This is a genomic window from Conexibacter stalactiti, assembly GCF_033542075.1.
In the GTDB taxonomy this organism is placed as follows: Bacteria; Actinomycetota; Thermoleophilia; order Solirubrobacterales; family Solirubrobacteraceae; genus Conexibacter; species Conexibacter stalactiti.
The window spans coordinates 19,129-35,821 of sequence record NZ_JAWSTH010000030.1 but is presented as its reverse complement, the minus strand read 5'-3'; the positions used below and the strand labels follow the sequence as shown (position 1 = coordinate 35,821).

16 protein-coding genes and 1 pseudogene are annotated in these 16,693 nt (G+C 70.5%); 7 read left to right on the top strand and 10 right to left on the bottom strand.

The genetic code is table 11. The features are described 5' to 3' along the window. Positions 1 to 200: 200 nt before the first annotated feature. Together R7226_RS31725 and R7226_RS13155 are read right to left on the bottom strand one after the other, a co-directional pair. Positions 201 to 755, bottom strand: a pseudogene (locus R7226_RS31725) (replication-relaxation family protein); the annotation flags it as partial. Positions 756 to 895: 140 nt separating this feature from the next. Beyond that, positions 896 to 1,174 carry a hypothetical protein gene (locus R7226_RS13155; RefSeq protein ID WP_318597626.1) on the bottom strand — a complete coding sequence of 93 codons (279 nt, stop codon included), beginning with the start codon at positions 1,172 to 1,174 and terminating at the stop codon, positions 896 to 898. 39 nt (positions 1,175 to 1,213) lie between these two features. Here R7226_RS13155 and R7226_RS13150 point away from each other — a divergent pair, with 39 nt between their 5' ends. Further along, a complete protein-coding gene (locus R7226_RS13150; protein WP_318597625.1) occupies positions 1,214 to 2,989 on the top strand; it encodes an ATP-dependent nuclease in 1,776 nt (591 codons plus the stop codon). Here R7226_RS13150 and R7226_RS13145 read toward each other — a convergent pair. From R7226_RS13145 to R7226_RS13125, 5 genes are all read right to left on the bottom strand, one after another. Further along, positions 2,964 to 3,200: a hypothetical protein gene (locus R7226_RS13145; RefSeq protein ID WP_318597624.1), complete on the bottom strand. Its 237-nt coding sequence runs from the start codon at positions 3,198 to 3,200 to the stop codon at positions 2,964 to 2,966. The genes R7226_RS13150 and R7226_RS13145 overlap by 26 nt on opposite strands. Before the next feature lie 7 nt (positions 3,201 to 3,207). Beyond that, the gene (locus R7226_RS13140) at positions 3,208 to 3,474 is read right to left on the bottom strand and encodes a hypothetical protein (RefSeq protein ID WP_318597623.1); all 267 of its coding nucleotides are present in this window, start codon (positions 3,472 to 3,474) and stop codon (positions 3,208 to 3,210) included. A 23-nt stretch (positions 3,475 to 3,497) separates the two neighbouring features. Beyond that, positions 3,498 to 3,677: a hypothetical protein gene (locus R7226_RS13135; protein ID WP_318597622.1), complete on the bottom strand. Its 180-nt coding sequence runs from the start codon at positions 3,675 to 3,677 to the stop codon at positions 3,498 to 3,500. Between the two features lie 121 nt (positions 3,678 to 3,798). Then, entirely contained in the window at positions 3,799 to 4,317 is a 519-nt protein-coding gene (locus R7226_RS13130) for a hypothetical protein (RefSeq protein ID WP_318597621.1), read from the bottom strand. A gap of 31 nt (positions 4,318 to 4,348) precedes the next feature. Beyond that, entirely contained in the window at positions 4,349 to 4,999 is a 651-nt protein-coding gene (locus tag R7226_RS13125; protein WP_318597620.1) for a TetR/AcrR family transcriptional regulator, read from the bottom strand. A 93-nt stretch (positions 5,000 to 5,092) separates the two neighbouring features. Between R7226_RS13125 and R7226_RS13120 the strand changes: the two genes are divergently transcribed. Next, positions 5,093 to 6,073: an NmrA/HSCARG family protein gene (locus tag R7226_RS13120; RefSeq protein ID WP_318597619.1), complete on the top strand. Its 981-nt coding sequence runs from the start codon at positions 5,093 to 5,095 to the stop codon at positions 6,071 to 6,073. A gap of 63 nt (positions 6,074 to 6,136) precedes the next feature. Here R7226_RS13120 and R7226_RS13115 read toward each other — a convergent pair whose 3' ends face one another. Further along, a complete protein-coding gene (locus tag R7226_RS13115; protein ID WP_318597618.1) occupies positions 6,137 to 8,371 on the bottom strand; it encodes an MMPL family transporter in 2,235 nt (744 codons plus the stop codon). Here R7226_RS13115 and R7226_RS13110 point away from each other — a divergent pair. The 4 genes from R7226_RS13110 (at position 8,359) to R7226_RS13095 (ending at position 12,273) form a co-directional block, all read left to right on the top strand. Further along, positions 8,359 to 9,681: a sensor histidine kinase gene (locus R7226_RS13110; protein WP_318597617.1), complete on the top strand. Its 1,323-nt coding sequence runs from the start codon at positions 8,359 to 8,361 to the stop codon at positions 9,679 to 9,681. The genes R7226_RS13115 and R7226_RS13110 overlap by 13 nt on opposite strands. Next, positions 9,678 to 10,364 carry a response regulator transcription factor gene (locus R7226_RS13105; RefSeq protein WP_318597616.1) on the top strand — a complete coding sequence of 229 codons (687 nt, stop codon included), beginning with the start codon at positions 9,678 to 9,680 and terminating at the stop codon, positions 10,362 to 10,364. The genes R7226_RS13110 and R7226_RS13105 overlap by 4 nt, the downstream gene beginning before the upstream one ends. 163 nt (positions 10,365 to 10,527) lie before the next feature. Then, entirely contained in the window at positions 10,528 to 11,091 is a 564-nt protein-coding gene (locus R7226_RS13100; protein WP_318597615.1) for a dihydrofolate reductase family protein, read from the top strand. Positions 11,092 to 11,340: 249 nt separating this feature from the next. Further along, entirely contained in the window at positions 11,341 to 12,273 is a 933-nt protein-coding gene (locus tag R7226_RS13095) for a hypothetical protein (protein ID WP_318597614.1), read from the top strand. A gap of 119 nt (positions 12,274 to 12,392) precedes the next feature. Here R7226_RS13095 and R7226_RS13090 read toward each other — a convergent pair whose 3' ends face one another. Beyond that, complete coding sequence (locus tag R7226_RS13090) at positions 12,393 to 13,547, bottom strand: helix-turn-helix transcriptional regulator (protein ID WP_318597613.1); 1,155 nt, start codon at positions 13,545 to 13,547, stop codon at positions 12,393 to 12,395. A 186-nt stretch (positions 13,548 to 13,733) separates the two neighbouring features. Here R7226_RS13090 and R7226_RS13085 point away from each other — a divergent pair, with 186 nt between their 5' ends. After that, a complete protein-coding gene (locus R7226_RS13085; protein ID WP_318597612.1) occupies positions 13,734 to 15,104 on the top strand; it encodes an FAD-binding oxidoreductase in 1,371 nt (456 codons plus the stop codon). A gap of 75 nt (positions 15,105 to 15,179) precedes the next feature. On the opposite strand, the gene rox is transcribed toward R7226_RS13085, so the two are convergent. Then, positions 15,180 to 16,622: a rifampin monooxygenase gene (rox, locus tag R7226_RS13080; protein WP_318597611.1), complete on the bottom strand. Its 1,443-nt coding sequence runs from the start codon at positions 16,620 to 16,622 to the stop codon at positions 15,180 to 15,182. Positions 16,623 to 16,693: the final 71 nt, after the last annotated feature.

The following is a 16,693-nucleotide window of genomic DNA, read 5'->3' as shown; positions in this document are numbered from 1 at the left end:
TCGGCCGCAGGGGACCACACGTCCACACGAGCTTGCACCCGATTGCCGATCTCGTCACGAACGCCCGCCGCTCGTCGCTCGCTCGGCGCCAGGAACAGCACGAGCGGATCGGCGTCGGCCAGTTCCGAGCGCGGGATCGCTTTCGCGTACCGGTCGACCTTGTCGCGGATGCGGCTCAGGGGTTCGGTGCCGCGATCGAGTTCGAGGAGCAGGTGCAGCGGGTCGCGGTCGGGGAGGACGAGGACGCCGTAGCCGTCGGGCGCGGCGATGCCGTCGAGCAGGCGTTGCGTGGTGCGCTCGCCGTACCACTCGCGCAGCGCGCCGCCGGCCGCGCGCGCCTCGACGGCGAGCCGCACGAAGAACTCGTTCACGTCGAGGCGGTGGGCGAGCGTCGCGGTGCGGGCGATCTTGAGCGGGTCGCTGCGGCGCCAGAGGAGCTTGTCGCGGTCGCGGCCCAGCTCGGCGGCGACGATGCGGGCGCCGACCTCGTCGAGCACCCAGTGGAACGGCGCCGAGCCTTCGCCTCGTCTGCGTGTCGGTCGGAACCGGTCGAGCACCCGCAGTCTGTACAGCCGCTCCAGCCGGCGCCGTGATGCTCGCTCCCCTCTGAAGTGCAGCCGTGTGATCTGGTCGGTCGTCAGGGTTCCGTGTTCGTAGCAGTCCAGGGCTATCCGTCGGTCACGGTCTGTCAGATGCGCTGCGGCACGGTCGACGTGGTCTTGGGTGACGTGTGGCGGTCGAGTGATCTGGTTCATCGATCTTGTCCCCCTTGTCGGGGTTCAGCCCGATCGGCGGGATCGCCACCGTCCCGGCGATCACGTCGGCTTTGGGGTGTTCCGCTCCTAGATCGGAACACCGATCGGAACACGGGTCGGTACACGGGCCGGAACCCCTCTCAGGCGGGCTGCTCGCGCTCGCGCCGGTCCAGCTGACGGCTGCCCCCGCGTCGCTCGAGGACGGCGTCTACGTCGGGTTGGTCGCCGAGCCGATCGCGGACGTGCTGGCGGACCTGCTCGGCACGGTCGCCGTCGGCCGCCGGCGCGAGCGGTTCGGTCGCGACCGTGAACGCGCGGGTCGTCGTGCCGCTGTGGCAGAGCCGGACGGCGGTCGTGCACTGCGGCAGGTGGGCGAGGTCGTGATCGGACAGCTCCGGCTGCACCTCGCGCCGAACCATCCTGCGCAGGGTTCGGCTCCGCCCCGTACCGTCCCGGTGATGAGCATCAGGTTTAGGGTTGCCGGGATCACATTCAGCGGTACCTCCGAGCGGATTGCGACTGCCACTGATGTCGTCGTACTCGTCGGACCGAACAACGCCGGCAAGAGCCGAGCGCTGCGGGAGATCGCCGCGCACATCGCTGACGACAACCCTGAAGCTGTCGTAACAAGCCTCGCTACGGAGAAGTCTGGCGCCGCCGAGGAACTGCGGGAATGGATCGTCCAGCGCACGGTTTCCAGCGCCACGGTCGGCTATCGGACGACAGCCGACGGGCACGGTGTCTGGGTGGAGGACGCCTGCAATGGTTGGACCGCCGAACCAGCCACGGTCTCGCGGCTCGCGAGAGCACTCGTATTGCTTGCCGACGCCGAGACGCGACTGCAACTGGCGAATAGTGTGCCGAGCGTCGACGTGCGCTCGCTCCTGCCACTGGAACCACTGCAGCGCCTTCTGCGCGATCACACGACCGAGACTCGGCTGAGCGCAGCGGTAGAGCGGGCATTCGCCCTCCCGGTTCACGTCAATCGCGCCGGGGGATCACAACTGCATCTCCATTTGGGCGCACCAGAGGCAGAGCCCCGCCTCGACAGCGTCGAGTACCTGAGCGCACTTGACGAGCTGCCGCTCGTGCCCGAGCAGGGGGACGGCATGCGCTCGTTCATCGGGCTGCTGTTGACCATCGTCACTTCCTCTCACCCGCTCATCCTGGTTGACGAACCGGAAGCGTTCCTGCACCCGCCCCAGGCTCGAGAGCTGGGGCGTCAGCTCGCCACACCTGAAGAACAGCAGTTGATCGTCGCGACGCATTCAGTTGACGTTCTGCTCGGGCTGCTCGATCGCGCCAGATCGGTGACAGTGATCCGGCTGACGCGCAACGGCGATCGCAATCGTGCCTCGGTGCTCGATGGACAGCGCGTCGCCGCGCTGTGGAGAGATCCCGTGCTGCGCTACTCGCGGTTGCTTGATGGCCTCTTCCATCGCGGCGTCATCGTGTGTGAGGCTGAGGGCGACGTTCGGCTGTACAACGCGACGCTGGACGCTCGTCTCGAACGCCGTGGCGAGGCGGCCGCAGATGTGTTGTTCACCAGTTCCGGCGGAAAGCACAAACTCGCCGCGGCTGTGGCCGCGCTCCGACCGCTCGGTGTCCCGGTTGCGGTGGTCACAGATCTCGACATGTTGCGTGCCGAGCAGCCACTGCGGGGGCTCGTCGACGGGCTTGGCGGTGACTGGGCCAGGTTTGAATCCGATGCCCGGCGTCTCCGCGCACTCGTGGCAGAGATGGAAACGGTCTCGCCGACCGTCGATTCCATCAGGCCGCAGTTGCTCCAGACGCTCGGGGCCGATGGCACGGCCCGCGTCACCGAGGAGCAGTCACGGCGGATCCGCGAAATCACGAAGGTCCGCGACGGATGGCGAATCGCTCGCGAGGGCGGCGGCATTGCTGCTCTCCCTCACGGGGACGCTAACGGGATCGCGAGACGCCTGATCGCCGCACTTGCAGAGATCGGGTTGTTCGTCGTTGATGTTGGTGCGCTGGAGGGTTGGGCGCCAGACCTCGGCGGGCACGGCCCAAGATTCGTCGACCGGGCCTTGGAGGAAAAACGGCACGTCACGCACGAACCGTTGAGCGACTTCGTCGCGTCGGTGGCGGCGTTCGTTCGCTCTGTCGAGGCAGTCGCAGAGGGCGAGCCTCCGGATGACCGACAACCGGCAACGAGCTGGCGGCGCGAGAGCGGCGCGCAGCAGGCTACGCCGCCGGGGCCTCTGCGGTGAGGATGTGCTCGCGGCCGTTGGCCGAGACAAGGACGACGGCGTAGCCGGCGTCGAGAGCGGCGGTGATTTCGCGGCCGGCGTGGGGTTCGTCGGCGTCGATGAAGGCGGTGCGCTCGGGGTAGCGAGAGGAGCCGTCGGCGAGGTCGTTGGCGACTGCGCGATCCAGGGCGGTCGCGCTGGGGGATCTGTGGCTGTTCAGCTCGTGCGCCATCCGTCGATCATCTCGCGGTAGCCGGTTTCGATCGCGTCGATGGCGATCCGCATGCCTTCGGCGAGTGTACCGCGTGGAAACGCTCTGCCGAGGCTTTGCCCCGGCTGCGAGTGTGTCGGTGCATGTCGTTGACGTCGTGGGCGCCGTCGTAGACGCGGATCGTCTGCTCGGCGCCGTCGTGCGGCAGCACGAGCACGACCGCGTAGTCGATGATCACGCCGCGATCGTGGCTGTAGCGGATCACCAGACGCGCGCCGGTCGCGTAGTCGAGCACGCGTCGCCACTCGCGTGTCGGCATCAGAGCCCGAACTCGGCCTTGATCTCTTCAAACGGTATGGGCTCGATCCCGCGTGCTCGATCGGCGCGGACCTCGGCGACAGCGCGGCGCTCCTCCTCCGTCTCGGGCTCGTCGTCGATCGGCGCGTTGCCGAGCATCCATCTGACCGGGTCGTGGCGAGGGTTCTGTCCGGGGTCCATGGGGGTGACCGTAGCGCGCGGATACGACAAGTGCGACGCACCGAAACGCGCATGCGGCAGGGTCACAGACGGATCTGGATCCGGGGTGTAAATCGTGGGTTTGACCCCCGTCGCTCCCGCCTCAGGGACTCTCTGAAGCCCCGCCATTGTGCGGGGTTTCGTCGTTCTTGGGGGCGTCGAACGCAGCGCGAGGCTTGACCGCCGTGATCGCGCCGTTCTGCTCCCACACCCCCTCGAACAGCGACGTGAGCAGCTTGCGGCGCTCGGCCGGCGAGGACTCCAGCTCCCTGAAGGTGCCGAAGTCGGCGAGGATCGCGGCGGCCTTGTCGAGCTGTGGGTCGACGGGCGGCGCCACGCGTTCCAGCTCTTGTTCGATCGCCTGCCGGCGCATGACGTACTGCGCTCTGGTCATGTCGCCCATGACGTAGATGTCCTGGAGTCGTTCGAGCTGCGTGGTGGGATCGCGCCGACGCTTGGCGTCGGCGCCGGGCGCGGTCGCACTCTCGACCGAGGACAGGAGGAAGTCGCGCAGGTCGCCGTCGGGGGCGAAGTCGCGGTCCAGTCGATGAGCTGGGATTCGAGCGGTTCGGCTTTCACGATCGCGGCGCCGCAGGGGTCGCCGTAGCGGCGGATCGAGCACATTTAGCGGGCCGCCCCAGGGTGCTCGATCGCTACGAGGGGTCGGTGTGCTTCTCGGCCTGCAGGAGCGGCACCAGGATCTCGTCGACGATGCGTTCGATGTCGTGGTGGACCATGGGGCGTTCCGCGTTGCCGAAGTACGTCAGCAGTGCGAGGACCGTGGTGACCTCCATGGGCTCCGACGTCGTCCGAAGGCGCTGCGCCGTCTCCGGGCGCAGCTCGCCGCGGTCTGCTGCGCGCTGGGCGGCCGTGACGATCGCCGAGGTCACGGCCCCGACGAAGCGCTGTCTGAGCGTCGCGACGAGATCGGGCTGATGGCGTGCGACCTCGAGGGCGCCGGCGATCACGCGCCGGCGCCGTTCGTCCAAGCAGCCGCTGGCGGTGACGAGGCCCTCCACGAGGTCCTCGTGCAGCGTCCGGGCGGCACTGATCCCCGCGGTCGGGAACGCGAGCGTGTCCAGTGCGTCCGCGATCAGGTCCGTCACCGAGGTCCAACGCCGGTAGACCGTGGTCTTTCCGACGCCGGCACGGGCCGCGACCGCTTCCATGCCGACCGACCGCGGACCGTCGGCGGCGAGGAGGTCGAGGACCGCTTCGAGGATCAGCAGGTCGCGGGATGCGTCGCGCGACCGGCCGACTTTCGCCGGGGGCCGCTGACGCGATGGAGTCGAGTGTTCGATCACACCAGGATAGGCGGGTTGTCGTCATGCCGACGGGGCGGGGCCGTCGGCTCCCACTAGACTGCTCATATCGATACGGTCCTGTATCGTATCGTTTTGTTCGGCGCTGAACTGTGCCTTTGCAGTCAACCTCTTGGAGCAGCTATGACGGACTCGAACACCACCCGCAAGTACCTCGTCACGGGCGCCACCGGGATGCAGGGCGGCGCAGTCGCCAGAGCCCTGGCCCGTCGCGGAGAGCACGTGACCGCCCTGGTCCGCAACCCCGATTCCGACGCCGCGCGCGCCCTGACGGACGAGGGCATCACGCTCGTGGTGGGTGACCTCGACGATCCCGCCACGTTGCGGGCGGCGGCCGAGGGTCACGACGCCGTGTTCTCGGTGCAGCTCGCCCTGATGGAGGACAAGGACGCCGAGCTGCGCCACGCGCGCAATCTGGTCGCCGCGGCCCGGGATGCCGGCGTCGGGCAGTTCGTGCAGACGACGGTCTCCTCGACGGGATGGCGCGACCGCCACCCGGACGCCGCCCAGAAGCCGCGCGACGACGATTGGTACTGGGACGCGAAGGAGGACGTCGAGGCCGCCGTACGAGCGGCCGGCTTTACGTCCCACACGATCGTCAAGCCCGCCTACTTCATGGAGAACTTCACCAACCCGCGCCACTACACGTTCCAGTGGCCCCACCTGGCGTCGGGCGAGCTCGTCACGGCGTGCCCGCCGAGCACGGATCTCGCGCTGCTCTGCGCCCCCGACTTCGGCGCCTTGGTCGCCGAGGTCCTGACCGCACCGGACCGATTCGCCGGCATCGAGATCGAGCTGGCGTCCGACCGACGGTCCTTCACGCAGATCGCCGACGCGCTGAGCGACACACTCGGCCGCCCGGTGACCGCCCGCCAGGTGCGCGCCGACGACGACCTGCATCCGGCGCTGCTGCCCGGTCAGCTCTGGTGGGCGGAGGTCGGCTACCCGGCCCGGCCTGAGGACGCGGAGGAGCACGGCCTCTCCATGCCGACGAAGCTCCCGACATTCCTCGGTGACCACCGCGAAGACCTCGCCTGGATCGCCGCCACCGCATGAGCTGACGCCGTCGCTCCCACACTCGCTCGAACGTTGCGCCATCATCCCCGCGGAATCCAACGCCTAGTGTCTGCCGCCGGGCGCCCGAGCTGAGCTGGTGTTCACTGACTCGGCGGCCGGTATGACCGCGGGCAGGCGCAGGAGCCGTCGGCCGCGCTCGGGCATCCACCAGTTCCAGCGGCCGAGCCACGAGACGGTGGCGGGGACGAGCAGCGAGCGCACGATCAGCGCGTCGATCAGGACGCCTGCGGCGAGTCCGGTGGCGAGCACCTGCAGGTCTGCGTCCCCGGCGGTTGCCATCGAGGCGAACGCGAGGAAGACGATCAGCGCCGCGCTGGTCACGAGCCGCCCGGTGCCGGCCATCCCGCGCACGACCGCCTCGTCGGTGGAGCCGGTGCGGTCGTACTCCTCGCGCATCCGGGCGAGGATGAACACCTCGTAGTCCATCGAGAGCCCGTAGATGAACGCGAACACGATCACCGGCGCCCACGACAGCACCGCTCCGGAGGGGCCGACGCCGAACAGCAGCTCGGTGCCGACGCCGTGCTGCCAGACGAGCGTCATCACGCCCCAGGTCGCGAAGACCGACAGCAGGTTCATCGCGATCGCCTTCGCGGGCAGCACGATCGAGCGGAACGCGCGTGCGAGCAGCACGAACGTGACGACCGAGATCAGCACGAGCATCAGCGGGAAGGAGCCGTAGACGCCGTCGACGAAGTCGATCGTCTCCGCGGTGCCTCCGCCGACCGTCGTCGCGGGCAGCGCGGCGGCGGCGTCGCGCACGGCGTCGACCGCGTCACGTCCGGCCTGCGAGTTGGTGTCGCTGCGGGGGAGGACTTCGACGACCGCGTCACCATCGGCTCGCCACGCGCCGCGCGGTGCGCTGGCGGCGCGGACGCCGTCGACCGCCGCCAAGCGGGCGGCGGTGTCGTCCGCGCGGGCGGCCGGGGTCAGGACTTCGATGGGCGCGAGCGGCGCGGCGCCGATGCCGGAGCGATCGAGCTGCTCGAGCGCGGCCTTCGGGTCGCCGGTGCCGCCGAGCGACCGTGCTTCAGGGCTGCCGAGCAGCATGCCCTGCGCGACGATGCAGAGCGCGACGAGCACGGCCGTGCCGCCGAGCGCGGCGGCGACGCGGTGGCGGATGACCAGGCGCGCCCAGGCGGCCCAGTGCCGCTCGGCACGGTCGGTGCGTCGCAGCCGGCGGGCGTCGGCGACCGGTCCGACCGTCGCGAGCACGACGGGCAGCAGGGTCAGCGCGACGGCGACGGACGCGAGCGGGATGAGCAGGCCGCCGTAGCCCATCGAGCGCAGGAAGGGCACCGGCAGCACGAGCGCTGAGAGCAGTCCGATCGCCACGGTGGTGCCGCTGAACAGCACGGCGCGCCCGGCGGTTCCGGCGGCGTGCACGATCGCCTCCTCGTTGCTTCGCCCGCGCTCTCGTTCCTCACGCCAGCGCATGACGATCAGGAGCGCGTAGTCGATCGCGACGCCGAGGCCGATCAGCGAGACGAGGAAGACGACGACCAAGTTGACCTCGGTCAGCGCGGTGAGCCCCCAGACGGCCAGCAGCGTGACCGGGATCGCGACGACCGCCATCAGCAGCGGTACGAGGGCGAGTGCGGACGCGAAGACGAACACCAGCACGATCAGTGCCCCGACGCCGGCGATGAGCGTCTCGTTCAGGAAGCTGGGACCGCCGCTCTCGCCTGGCGCCTCGCGGGCCAGCAGCGCGGCACCCGTGAGCCGTACCTCGGCGCCGCCCACGCGCGCGCCGGCGGCGGCTTGCTCGGCGCGCGCCAGCGTCGCGTCGCTGATCTCGTTCCCGCTCGGCCCGGCGTCTTCGACCACGGTCGACGGCGGATGCACGATCGCGAACGTGGTGCGGCCGTCGTCTGAGACGTAGGCCGGCTCGGATGTGGAGCCGAAGGACGCGATGCGAGCGCCGGGGACGGCGCGCGCGAGGTCCTGCTCGAGTGTCCGCAGGTCGGCGCGGACCGCAGGAGCGCTTGCCGTCGTTCCGGATGGCAGCGTGACGACAGCGACGAGCGGCGGGGTTGCGCCGCCCGAGTCGAAGCGACTGACGATCCGCTCGTTCGTGATGGTGCTCGCGCTGTCGGGCATCGTGAAGTTCTCGTTGAGCGCGTCAGTGACCTTCGCGGCGCCGTAGAACCCGACCAAGGTGAGCGCGAGCCAGCCGACCGCGACCAGGCGCTTGTGGGCGAGCACCCAGTGGGTGAGGCTGGCGAGCCAGCGCCCGGTGCGGTCGACCGGCTGGGCGGAGATCGGTGTCGTTCGCATGGCCGGGGAAGCTAGGTCGGCCGCGGTCTGCGCGAAACGTCCGCTCGGCGGATCCTCCGTCTCCTCCCGCGGGAGGAGACGCTTCCTGCCGTGGGAGGTGTCCGGGCAGGGGGCGCGCTACTAGGCTCTGCCTCGTGTCGACGATCAGGTCCGCGGCGAGCTCCCGCCAACTCGCGCTCGACGCTGCGCTCACGGCTGCGGTGTTCGGATTCTCGGTCGCGCAGATGGCCACCCAGGCGTTCGGCGCGAAGGCCGGCCAGGCGGGCGGAGCCGACGTGGTCGGCGTGGCCGTCTGCCTGCTCGCCGCGCTCCCGCTGCTGGCGCGTCACCGAGCGCCGCGAGCGGCGCTGGTGGCGGTCCTCGGTGCCACGGTGGCGCTCGTCGCGCTCGACTACGCAGTGCTGACCGCGCCCGCTCCGGCGATCGTCCTCGCCACGCTCGCCGAGCGCGACCGGAGGAGACAGGACGCCTTCTTGATCCTGATCGCCTGCATCGCCGCCTTCGCGGCGTTCGTCGCCGTGGCCTGGGCTCGCTTCGAACCCGAGCCGGGCGAGTACACGATCACCGCGCTCCTGTGGGCGGGCGGCTGGATCGTCAGCGATCGCCGCCGCCTGGCGCGGCAGCGGGCCGCGCAGGAGCGGGAGCGGGCCGCGCAGGAGCGGGAGCGCACCGCGCGCGAGCAGCGTCTCGCGGTCGCCGAGGAGCGAACGCGGATCGCTCGCGAGTTGCACGACTCGGCCGGACACGCGATCAACTCGATCCTCATCCAAGCCGGCGCGGCGCGGCTCGTCCAGGACAGTCAGCCGGAGCGCAGCCGCGAGGCGATCGCGACCATCGAGGCGATCGCGCGCGAGGCCGTGCAGGACATCGACGCGATCCTGGGCGGACTGCGCAATGGCGCGCCGGCCGACCTGGAGCCGCTGCCCGGCATCGACCGCATCGCCGCGCTCGTCGAGCGCCACCAGGCCGCCGGCCTGGACTTCTCGCTGCGCGACCGCACGAGCCCTGAGCTGCGACTGCCGCCACGGATCGATCGTGCCGCCTATCGCATTGCACAGGAGGCGATGACCAATGCCGCGCGTCACGGAACCGGCGCCGCCGAACTGACGCTCGGGTGCCACGACGGCGTGCTGACGCTCACAGTGGCCAACCCCGTCGCCCACGGCGCGACGGCGCGGATCACGGGCGGCCACGGCCTGATCGGGATGCGAGAGCGCGCCGCGCTGCTCGGCGGAACGCTGGACGCCCGCCGCGTCGGTGACCGCTTCGAGGTCCGCGCGACGCTGCCCCAAGGCCCAAGGGCGCCGTGACCGAAGCGAACGACGCGATCCGCGTGATGCTGGTCGACGACGACGACCTCGTCCGCCGCGGCCTGCGGCTGATCGTCTCCAGCGACCCGACGCTCGACGTCGTCGCCGAGGCCGAGGACGGCGACATCGCGCTGCGACGCGCGTCACACCACCACCCCGATGTCGTGCTGATGGACGTCCGAATGCCAGAGATGGACGGCATCACCGCGACCCGCGAGCTGATCGCACGGGTGCCCGACGCTCGCGTGATCATCCTCACGACCTTCGACGAGGACGAGTACGTCGTCGGCGCGCTGCGCGCCGGCGCCAGCGGCTTTCTGCTCAAGCGCAGCACCCCCGAGGATCTGCTGCGCGCGATCCATGTCGTCGCCCTCGGTGACGCGCTGCTCTCACCCGCGGTGACACGACGCGTGATCGAGCGGGTGGTCGAGCAGCCGACCCTGAGCTCCTCCCCGGATCCCCGGCTTGCCGACCTCACGCCACGCGAGCTCGAGGTGTTCCTGCTCATCGCCCAAGGGCGCTCCAACCGCGAGATCGCCGCCGCGCTGACCGTCGAGGAGACGACGGTCAAGAGCCACGTCCGCAACGTGCTGACGAAGCTCAGCGCACGCGACCGGATCCACGCCGTGATCCTCGCCTACGAATGCGGCGCGGTCTCTCCCGGCAAGCGAACGGCGCCGTGACCTGACGGGTGCCTCACGCCGCGACCATCCATCTCGATAGCTTGCGGCGCTCGGCCGGCGAGGACTCCATCTCCCAGAACGTGCCGAAGTCGGCGAGGATCGCGATGATTTTTCCGCGCTCGGCTGGTCTGTACGCAAATACCGACTCACGGGAGGCTGACGTATGCGGAAATTGACCTTTGGCATGAACCTGAGCCTGGACGGCTACATCGCCGCGCCCGGCGACGACCTGGGCTGGAGCGTGCCGTGCGATGAGCTGTTCCAGTGGTGGTCTGACCGGGTGGGGGCGACGGGCCTGGCGCTGTACGGGCGCAGACTGTGGGAGACGATGAGCTCCCACTGGCCGACCGCCGACCAGCAACCCGGCGCCACACCGGCGGAGATCGAGTACGCGCGCCGCTGGATGGACATGCCGAAGGTGGTGTTCTCCTCGACGATCAGCACGGTCGACTGGAACGCCCGCCTGGTCACCGGCGACGCGGTCAGCGAGATCGCCCGGCTCAAGGCCGAGGATGGCGGTCCCATGGACATCGCCGGCGCCACGCTCGCCGCGGCGGCGATGCGGGCCGGGCTGATCGACGAGTACGTGATCGTCACCCACCCGGTCCTGGTGGGCGGCGGCACACCGTTCTTCACGCCCCTCGACACCTGGGTGAACCTGACCCTCGTGGAGACCCGGGTCTTTCCCGACGGCGTGGTCCTGACCAGGTACGAGACCAGGCGTTGAGGGCCCGGCGTCGGACCGGCGCGGGCTCCGGGCCGCCCACCCGAGCAGCGGTTTTCTCGCGAGCTCCACTTGGGTTCGACGTACCGGCCGCGACGGCGGAGCGCTGCGCCGTTGACTCGTTCGGAGCGGCGGAGCAGTACCCGTCGAACATCTCGTGAGTCTCCTTTCTTGACCGTGGTCCGTGTCACGGGCAAGCTGACTCGGCCAGGCGGGCGCCCTGGGCGTCCGCCGTCACCAAGGAGGTCACAGATGTCCACGAGGCTTCGCCTCGCGCTGCTCGCGGTCGCGCTGCTCGCCGCGACCGCCACCGCTCCGTCGGCCGCATCAGCGGTCACCGGGTTCCAGGTCTCCCCGGCGGGGACCTACACGGCCACTGGAACGCTCAGCTTCAGCTCGTCGCTCGGGACGGCGACGTGCGACGCCATATTGACCGCGACAGTCGCCTCGTCGTGGTCAGCGACCGCGCTAGCCACGGCCGGGACGCTCACCGGGGGCAGATTCACGAACTGCAGAGGCGCCGTCAGCGCGTTCGCGCTGACCGGCACCTCGACCGCCGGCTACGTGTCGTTCGCGGGCACGCCGTCGAGTCCCAGATCGTTCACCGAGAGCTTCCTAGGACTCACGTTCACCGCTACGACGATCTTCGGCGCCTGTCAGTACAGAGGCAATCAGACGGCGACGCTCGACATCGTCTCGGGCACGACGCTGACGCTCGGGAGATCGACGCTCGCGAAGGTCGGCGGCGCCGGAGCGTGCCCCGCGAGCGGGACGCTGTCCGCCACCTTCGCGCTCTCGCCGAGACTCGCCGTCACGGTGCTCGACACCGAGCCCCCGACATGGCAGTGGACGCCGGCGTCCGTCGTCGACTTCGGCGTGCAAGCCGCGGGTACCACGACCACGAGCACGATCACCTTCACGAACACCACCCAGCTACGGACCTACACCACGATCCCACCACAGGGCAGCGTCGACGACCCCGTCAACTTCAGCTTCGACGCAGCCAGACTCCCGAACAACCTCATAATACTTCCGGGCGGTTCGGTCTCGATAGACGTCAGCTTCACCCCTCCGGCCGGGGCACCGGCGAACACACTGGAGATCTCGGGCTTCGGCATCCATCTCAGAGACGACACGGGCCACGTTTTCACTCCCTCCGCGATACTGCGCGGGAGAACGCCGTAGGCGCGGGTCGCATCGGCCTGTAGACAAAGTGGGGTCGGGCGAGGGTCGTGGCACGTACGGCCCTCGCCCCGAACCGGACGCGGTGCGAACGTCCTCGAGGCTTGGGGGGTACAGCAGCTTCACAACGCCGCGACGAGACCGGCGCCCTCACGGTCGTGCGTCACCGTCTCGTGGAAGCTGTCGCCGTAGTGGTCGGCGAACATCTTCGCGACGAGCTCGCCGCGGCTCGACACGCCGACCTTCTCGTAGACCGACTTGAGGTGGTCTTGCACCGTGTAGCGCGAGAGGTGCAGCTCGCGCGCGATCTCGATCGTCGCGAGCCCACGCGCGAGCGCGCGCGTGACGTCCAGCTCACGCGGCGTCAGCTCGTATGCCTCCACGATCAGCGGGGCGACGTCGCTCGCCTTCGCCGGTTCGATCACGACCGCGACGTCGCCGGGCTCGCCGTCGGTGTCGCGCATGCAGGAGGCGTGGATGACGAGCCAGCCGCCGGTGAGCGTGCGCACGCGCACGCGCATCGCATCGGCGTCGCGAGCGCTGGACGCGCGGGCGCGCGCCTCCGTCACGGCGAGCATCACCTCGGTCGGGATCTCCACGCCCATCCCCACGTCGAGCGGACGATGGAGGGAGTGGATCTCGCCCAGCCAGGCGAGCGCCGCGGGCGTCGCCGAGACGATCCGCGTCGCGCCGTCGAAGATCGCCATACCCGGCCCGCGGCCGGCTCTGCCGACGCTCGGCGTCGTCAGCAGCGACGCGCGCAGGCCGCGCGCGACGAGCGGCGCGACCGACGTGACGAACGACACGTCGGCCTCGCTGAACTGGTCGTGGGCGCTCACGCGCGTCATGTGCAGCAACCCCCAGCCGCGCCCACCGACGTTGAACGTGCCGCGCAGCTCGGCGTTGACGTCCATCAGCCGGTTCATCTCGCGCCAGCGGGCGCTGCGCTCGGGCCGGCCGCCCGTCGCCGTGTGCAGGTCGGCGACCTGTCTCTGCCCGCGCGCGAGGTCGGCGAACTTGTTGAAGTCCGGCACCTCGAACTCGTACTCCCAGAATGGCGCGCACACCACCTCGGGCATGCCGCGCACGACTCCGGCGCTCTGCGCGAGCAGGGTGTGCGGGTCGGCGGCGCAGACGAAGTAGCTGTCGGCCCCGACGACTCTCAGCAGCTCGTCGGCGACGCCTTCGATCATCTCCTGCGCGGGCGCGCCCGAAGTCGTGAGGCGGTCGATCCGCTCGGCGGCGCGCTCGGCACCCTTGGGCAGCGAGACTGACACGACAGCAACCGTACGCCGGGGGCAGCGCGCCCACAACCCCGAATTCTAGGGGGATGGCGCACGCGCGCCCCTCCCCGCTCGCGGGGGATGGCGAGGAGCGATTCACCGAGGACGCGGGATGGTCGGCACGGCCGCCGCCCGCGAGCCTGGTCGGCAGGAGATGTCAAGCCGAACCGGGAGCCTCACATGAGCACCACCGTCCACCGCATCGCCGGCGCCGTGCGCGTCCGGCCCGACGCGATCCTGCCCCAGCATCCCGCCTACGACGACGCGCGCCTCGCCTGGAACCTGGCGGTCGACCAGCGCCCCGCGGCGATCGTCGTCGCGAGAACGACGGCCGACGTCGTCGGCGCCGTCGCGCTCGCCGCCGAGCGCGGCCTGCGCGTCGCCGCGCAGGGCACGGGCCACCTGGCCAGCGCGCTGCCCGACCTCGAGAACGCGATCCTCGTCAAGACCGCGATCGGCGGGGTCGAGGTCGACCCGGTCGCGCGCGTCGCGCGCGTCGGCGCGGGCGCCGTCTGGAGAGACGTCGTCGACGCGGTCCACCCGTACGGGCTCGCCGCGCTGTCGGGGTCCTCTCACGACGTCGGCGTGCTCGGCTACACGCTCGGCGGTGGCGCCAGCTGGCTCGCCCGCGCGAAGGGCCTGTCGGCCAACAACGTGCGCGCGATCGAGCTGGTGACCGCCGACGCGCGCCTCGTGCGCGTCGACGCCGACCACGAGCCGGAGCTGTTCTGGGCGCTGCGCGGTGGCGGCGGCAACTTCGGCGTCGTCACGCACATCGAGCTGCAGCTGTTCCCGATCGCCGAGGTCTTCGCCGGCATGACCGTGTGGCCGGCGAGCGCCGCCCGCGAGCTGCTGACGGCGTGGGCCGCGTGGGCGACCGACGCGCCCGATGAGGTCACGACCTCCTTCCGCCTGCTGCGCCTGCCGGACCTGCCCGACGTTCCGGAGCCGCTGCGCGACGTGCCCGTCGTCGTCGTGGACGGCGCCGTGCTGGCCGAGCCCGCGCGCGCGGCCGAGCTGCTGGCCGGCTTCCGCGCGGTCGGCGAGCCGCTGCTGGACACGTGGGCGACGATCCCGCCGAAGCGGTTGATCGAGATCCACATGGACCCGCCGGCCCCGGTCCCGGCCGACGCCGACACCACGCTGGTGGGGGAGCTGGACGAGGCGGGGCTCGACGCCTTCCTCACCGCGGTCGACCCGGACGTGGTCGCGCCGCTGCTGTTCGCCGAGCTGCGGCAGTTGGGTGGCGCGCTCGGTCGCGTGCCGGAGGGCGCGGGCGCGCGCGGGCGCTTCGAGGGCGCGTTCACGGTGTTCGCGGTCGGCGTGCCCGAGGGACCGGAGCATGCGGACCTGCTGGCGGCGCGCATCGACGCCGTCGTCGACGCGATGCGTCCGTGGTCCACCGGCACCGCGTATCTCAACTTCTCCGATCGCGGCGGCAGCGCCGAGCACGGCTACGGCCCCGGCGTGTACGAGCGGCTGCAGGCCGTCCGCCGCGTCTGGGATCCGCAGGAGCGCTTCGTCGGCAGCCACCGGATCGCGACGTCATGAGCCTTCTCGACCTGAGCGTCGGACTCGAGGCTGGCGTCGCCTCAGCGAGCGGCGCGTGATCTTCCGAGACGAGCATCAGTTGGCGGGCTTGCCGAACCAGCGGGAGAGGTGGTCGTCCAGGTCCTGCTGATCGTCGCCGATCCAGGCGACGTGGCCGTCGGGGCGCAGCAGGACGCACGGAGCAGCCAGCGCCGCGGTGGAATCCGCGACGTAGTCGATCCGGTCTGACCAGCCGTCGACGGTCAGGCGCTCGGTGCGGTCCAGCAGCAGGCCGCGGCCGCGCTGCAGCAGACCGTAGAGGCGGCCCTGCCTCACCTCGACGTCGCGCAGGCGGCGGCCGAGCAGGTCGGGGCCTGCGCCGAAGTCGTAACGGATGTCGATCGCGGTGACCTTCTCGATCAGATAGCGGTTCACCTCGTCGAGGTCCATCAGTTCGGTGAGCAGCCTGCGCACGGCCCGCGGGCCCGGCTCCGTGGACAGCAGCTCCATCTGGGCGCGGACGCTGTCCAGCACGTCCGCGGCGACGGGATGACGTTCGGCCTCGTAGGTGTCCAGGAGCGCTTCCGGCGCCCAGCCGTGGATCTGCGCCGCCAGCTTCCAGCCGAGGTTGACTGCGTCCTGAACGCCCAGGTTGAGGCCCTGGCCGCCGATCGGCGGGTGGATGTGCGCCGCATCGCCGGCCAGCAGCGCCCGCCCGACCCGATAGCGCTCGGCTTGCCGGGTGGCATCGCCGAAGCGGGACAGCCAGCGCGGGGAGTGCACGCCGAAATCGGTGCCGGCGATGGCGCGCAGCTGTCGTCTGAAGTCCTCGAGCGTGGGCGGTTCCGCGCGATCGCTGACTCCCGCGGCGGGGACGACGGCCTGATAGACCCCTTCGCCGAAGGGTCTGAGAGTGAAGGACGTGTTGGTGCCGTGGAACTCGGCCATCTTCGCGGAGATCTCCACCTGCGGCGCACCCACTCCCATCTCGCCCATCAGCGTCTCGGTCCGCGCGGGCTCGCCGGGGAAGCCGACGCCGAGCAGTCTGCGCACCGTGCTGCGGCCGCCGTCACAGCCGACGAGATAGCGCGACCGCAGCCGTTCGCCGTCGGTCAGCTCGACGGTCACCCCTTCGTCGTCCTGCGCGAGATCAGCCACCGCACGACCGCGCCGGACCTGCGCGCCCAGCTGAATCGCATGTTCTTCGAGCAGGCGGACGATGACCGGCTGCGGGATGCCCAGCAGATAGGCGTGCGCGGAATCCAGGCCCTCGGGCGCAGGCTTGGCGATCGCCGCGAAGAATCCGCCGGCCGGACGCTGTCGTCCGTGTTCGAGCATGCGATCCAGCAGCCCGCGCATCGCCATCAGCTCGATGCTGCGAATGTGCAGACCGACGACGCGGACGAACGACGCGGGCTCGGTTTCCCGCTCCAGAACGAGGACCCGCACATCGTGCAGCCGCAGTTCGGCGGCCAGCATCGCACCGGTCGGTCCGCACCCGGCGATGATCACGTCGGCGGTGAACTGCGAAGAGTCCATGGGTGTTGCCTTTCGGGAGTGCCTTGTTCTCAAGGCGCTCCCGGCGACACCCACGTCAATCGCCCGACCGT

Bases quoted from the DNA above. Each gene is read 5' to 3' on its own strand.
- R7226_RS13155 (WP_318597626.1), bottom strand. From the start codon at position 1,174: ATGGTTCGGCGCGAGGTGCAGCCGGAGCTGTCCGATCACGACCTCGCC.
- R7226_RS13150 (WP_318597625.1), top strand. From the start codon at position 1,214: ATGAGCATCAGGTTTAGGGTTGCCGGGATCACATTCAGCGGTACCTCC.
- R7226_RS13145 (WP_318597624.1), bottom strand. From the start codon at position 3,200: ATGGCGCACGAGCTGAACAGCCACAGATCCCCCAGCGCGACCGCCCTG.
- R7226_RS13135 (WP_318597622.1), bottom strand. From the start codon at position 3,677: ATGGACCCCGGACAGAACCCTCGCCACGACCCGGTCAGATGGATGCTC.
- R7226_RS13115 (WP_318597618.1), bottom strand. From the start codon at position 8,371: ATGCGAACGACACCGATCTCCGCCCAGCCGGTCGACCGCACCGGGCGC.
- R7226_RS13100 (WP_318597615.1), top strand. From the start codon at position 10,528: ATGCGGAAATTGACCTTTGGCATGAACCTGAGCCTGGACGGCTACATC.
- R7226_RS13095 (WP_318597614.1), top strand. From the start codon at position 11,341: ATGTCCACGAGGCTTCGCCTCGCGCTGCTCGCGGTCGCGCTGCTCGCC.
- R7226_RS13085 (WP_318597612.1), top strand. From the start codon at position 13,734: ATGAGCACCACCGTCCACCGCATCGCCGGCGCCGTGCGCGTCCGGCCC.
- rox (WP_318597611.1), bottom strand. From the start codon at position 16,622: ATGGACTCTTCGCAGTTCACCGCCGACGTGATCATCGCCGGGTGCGGA.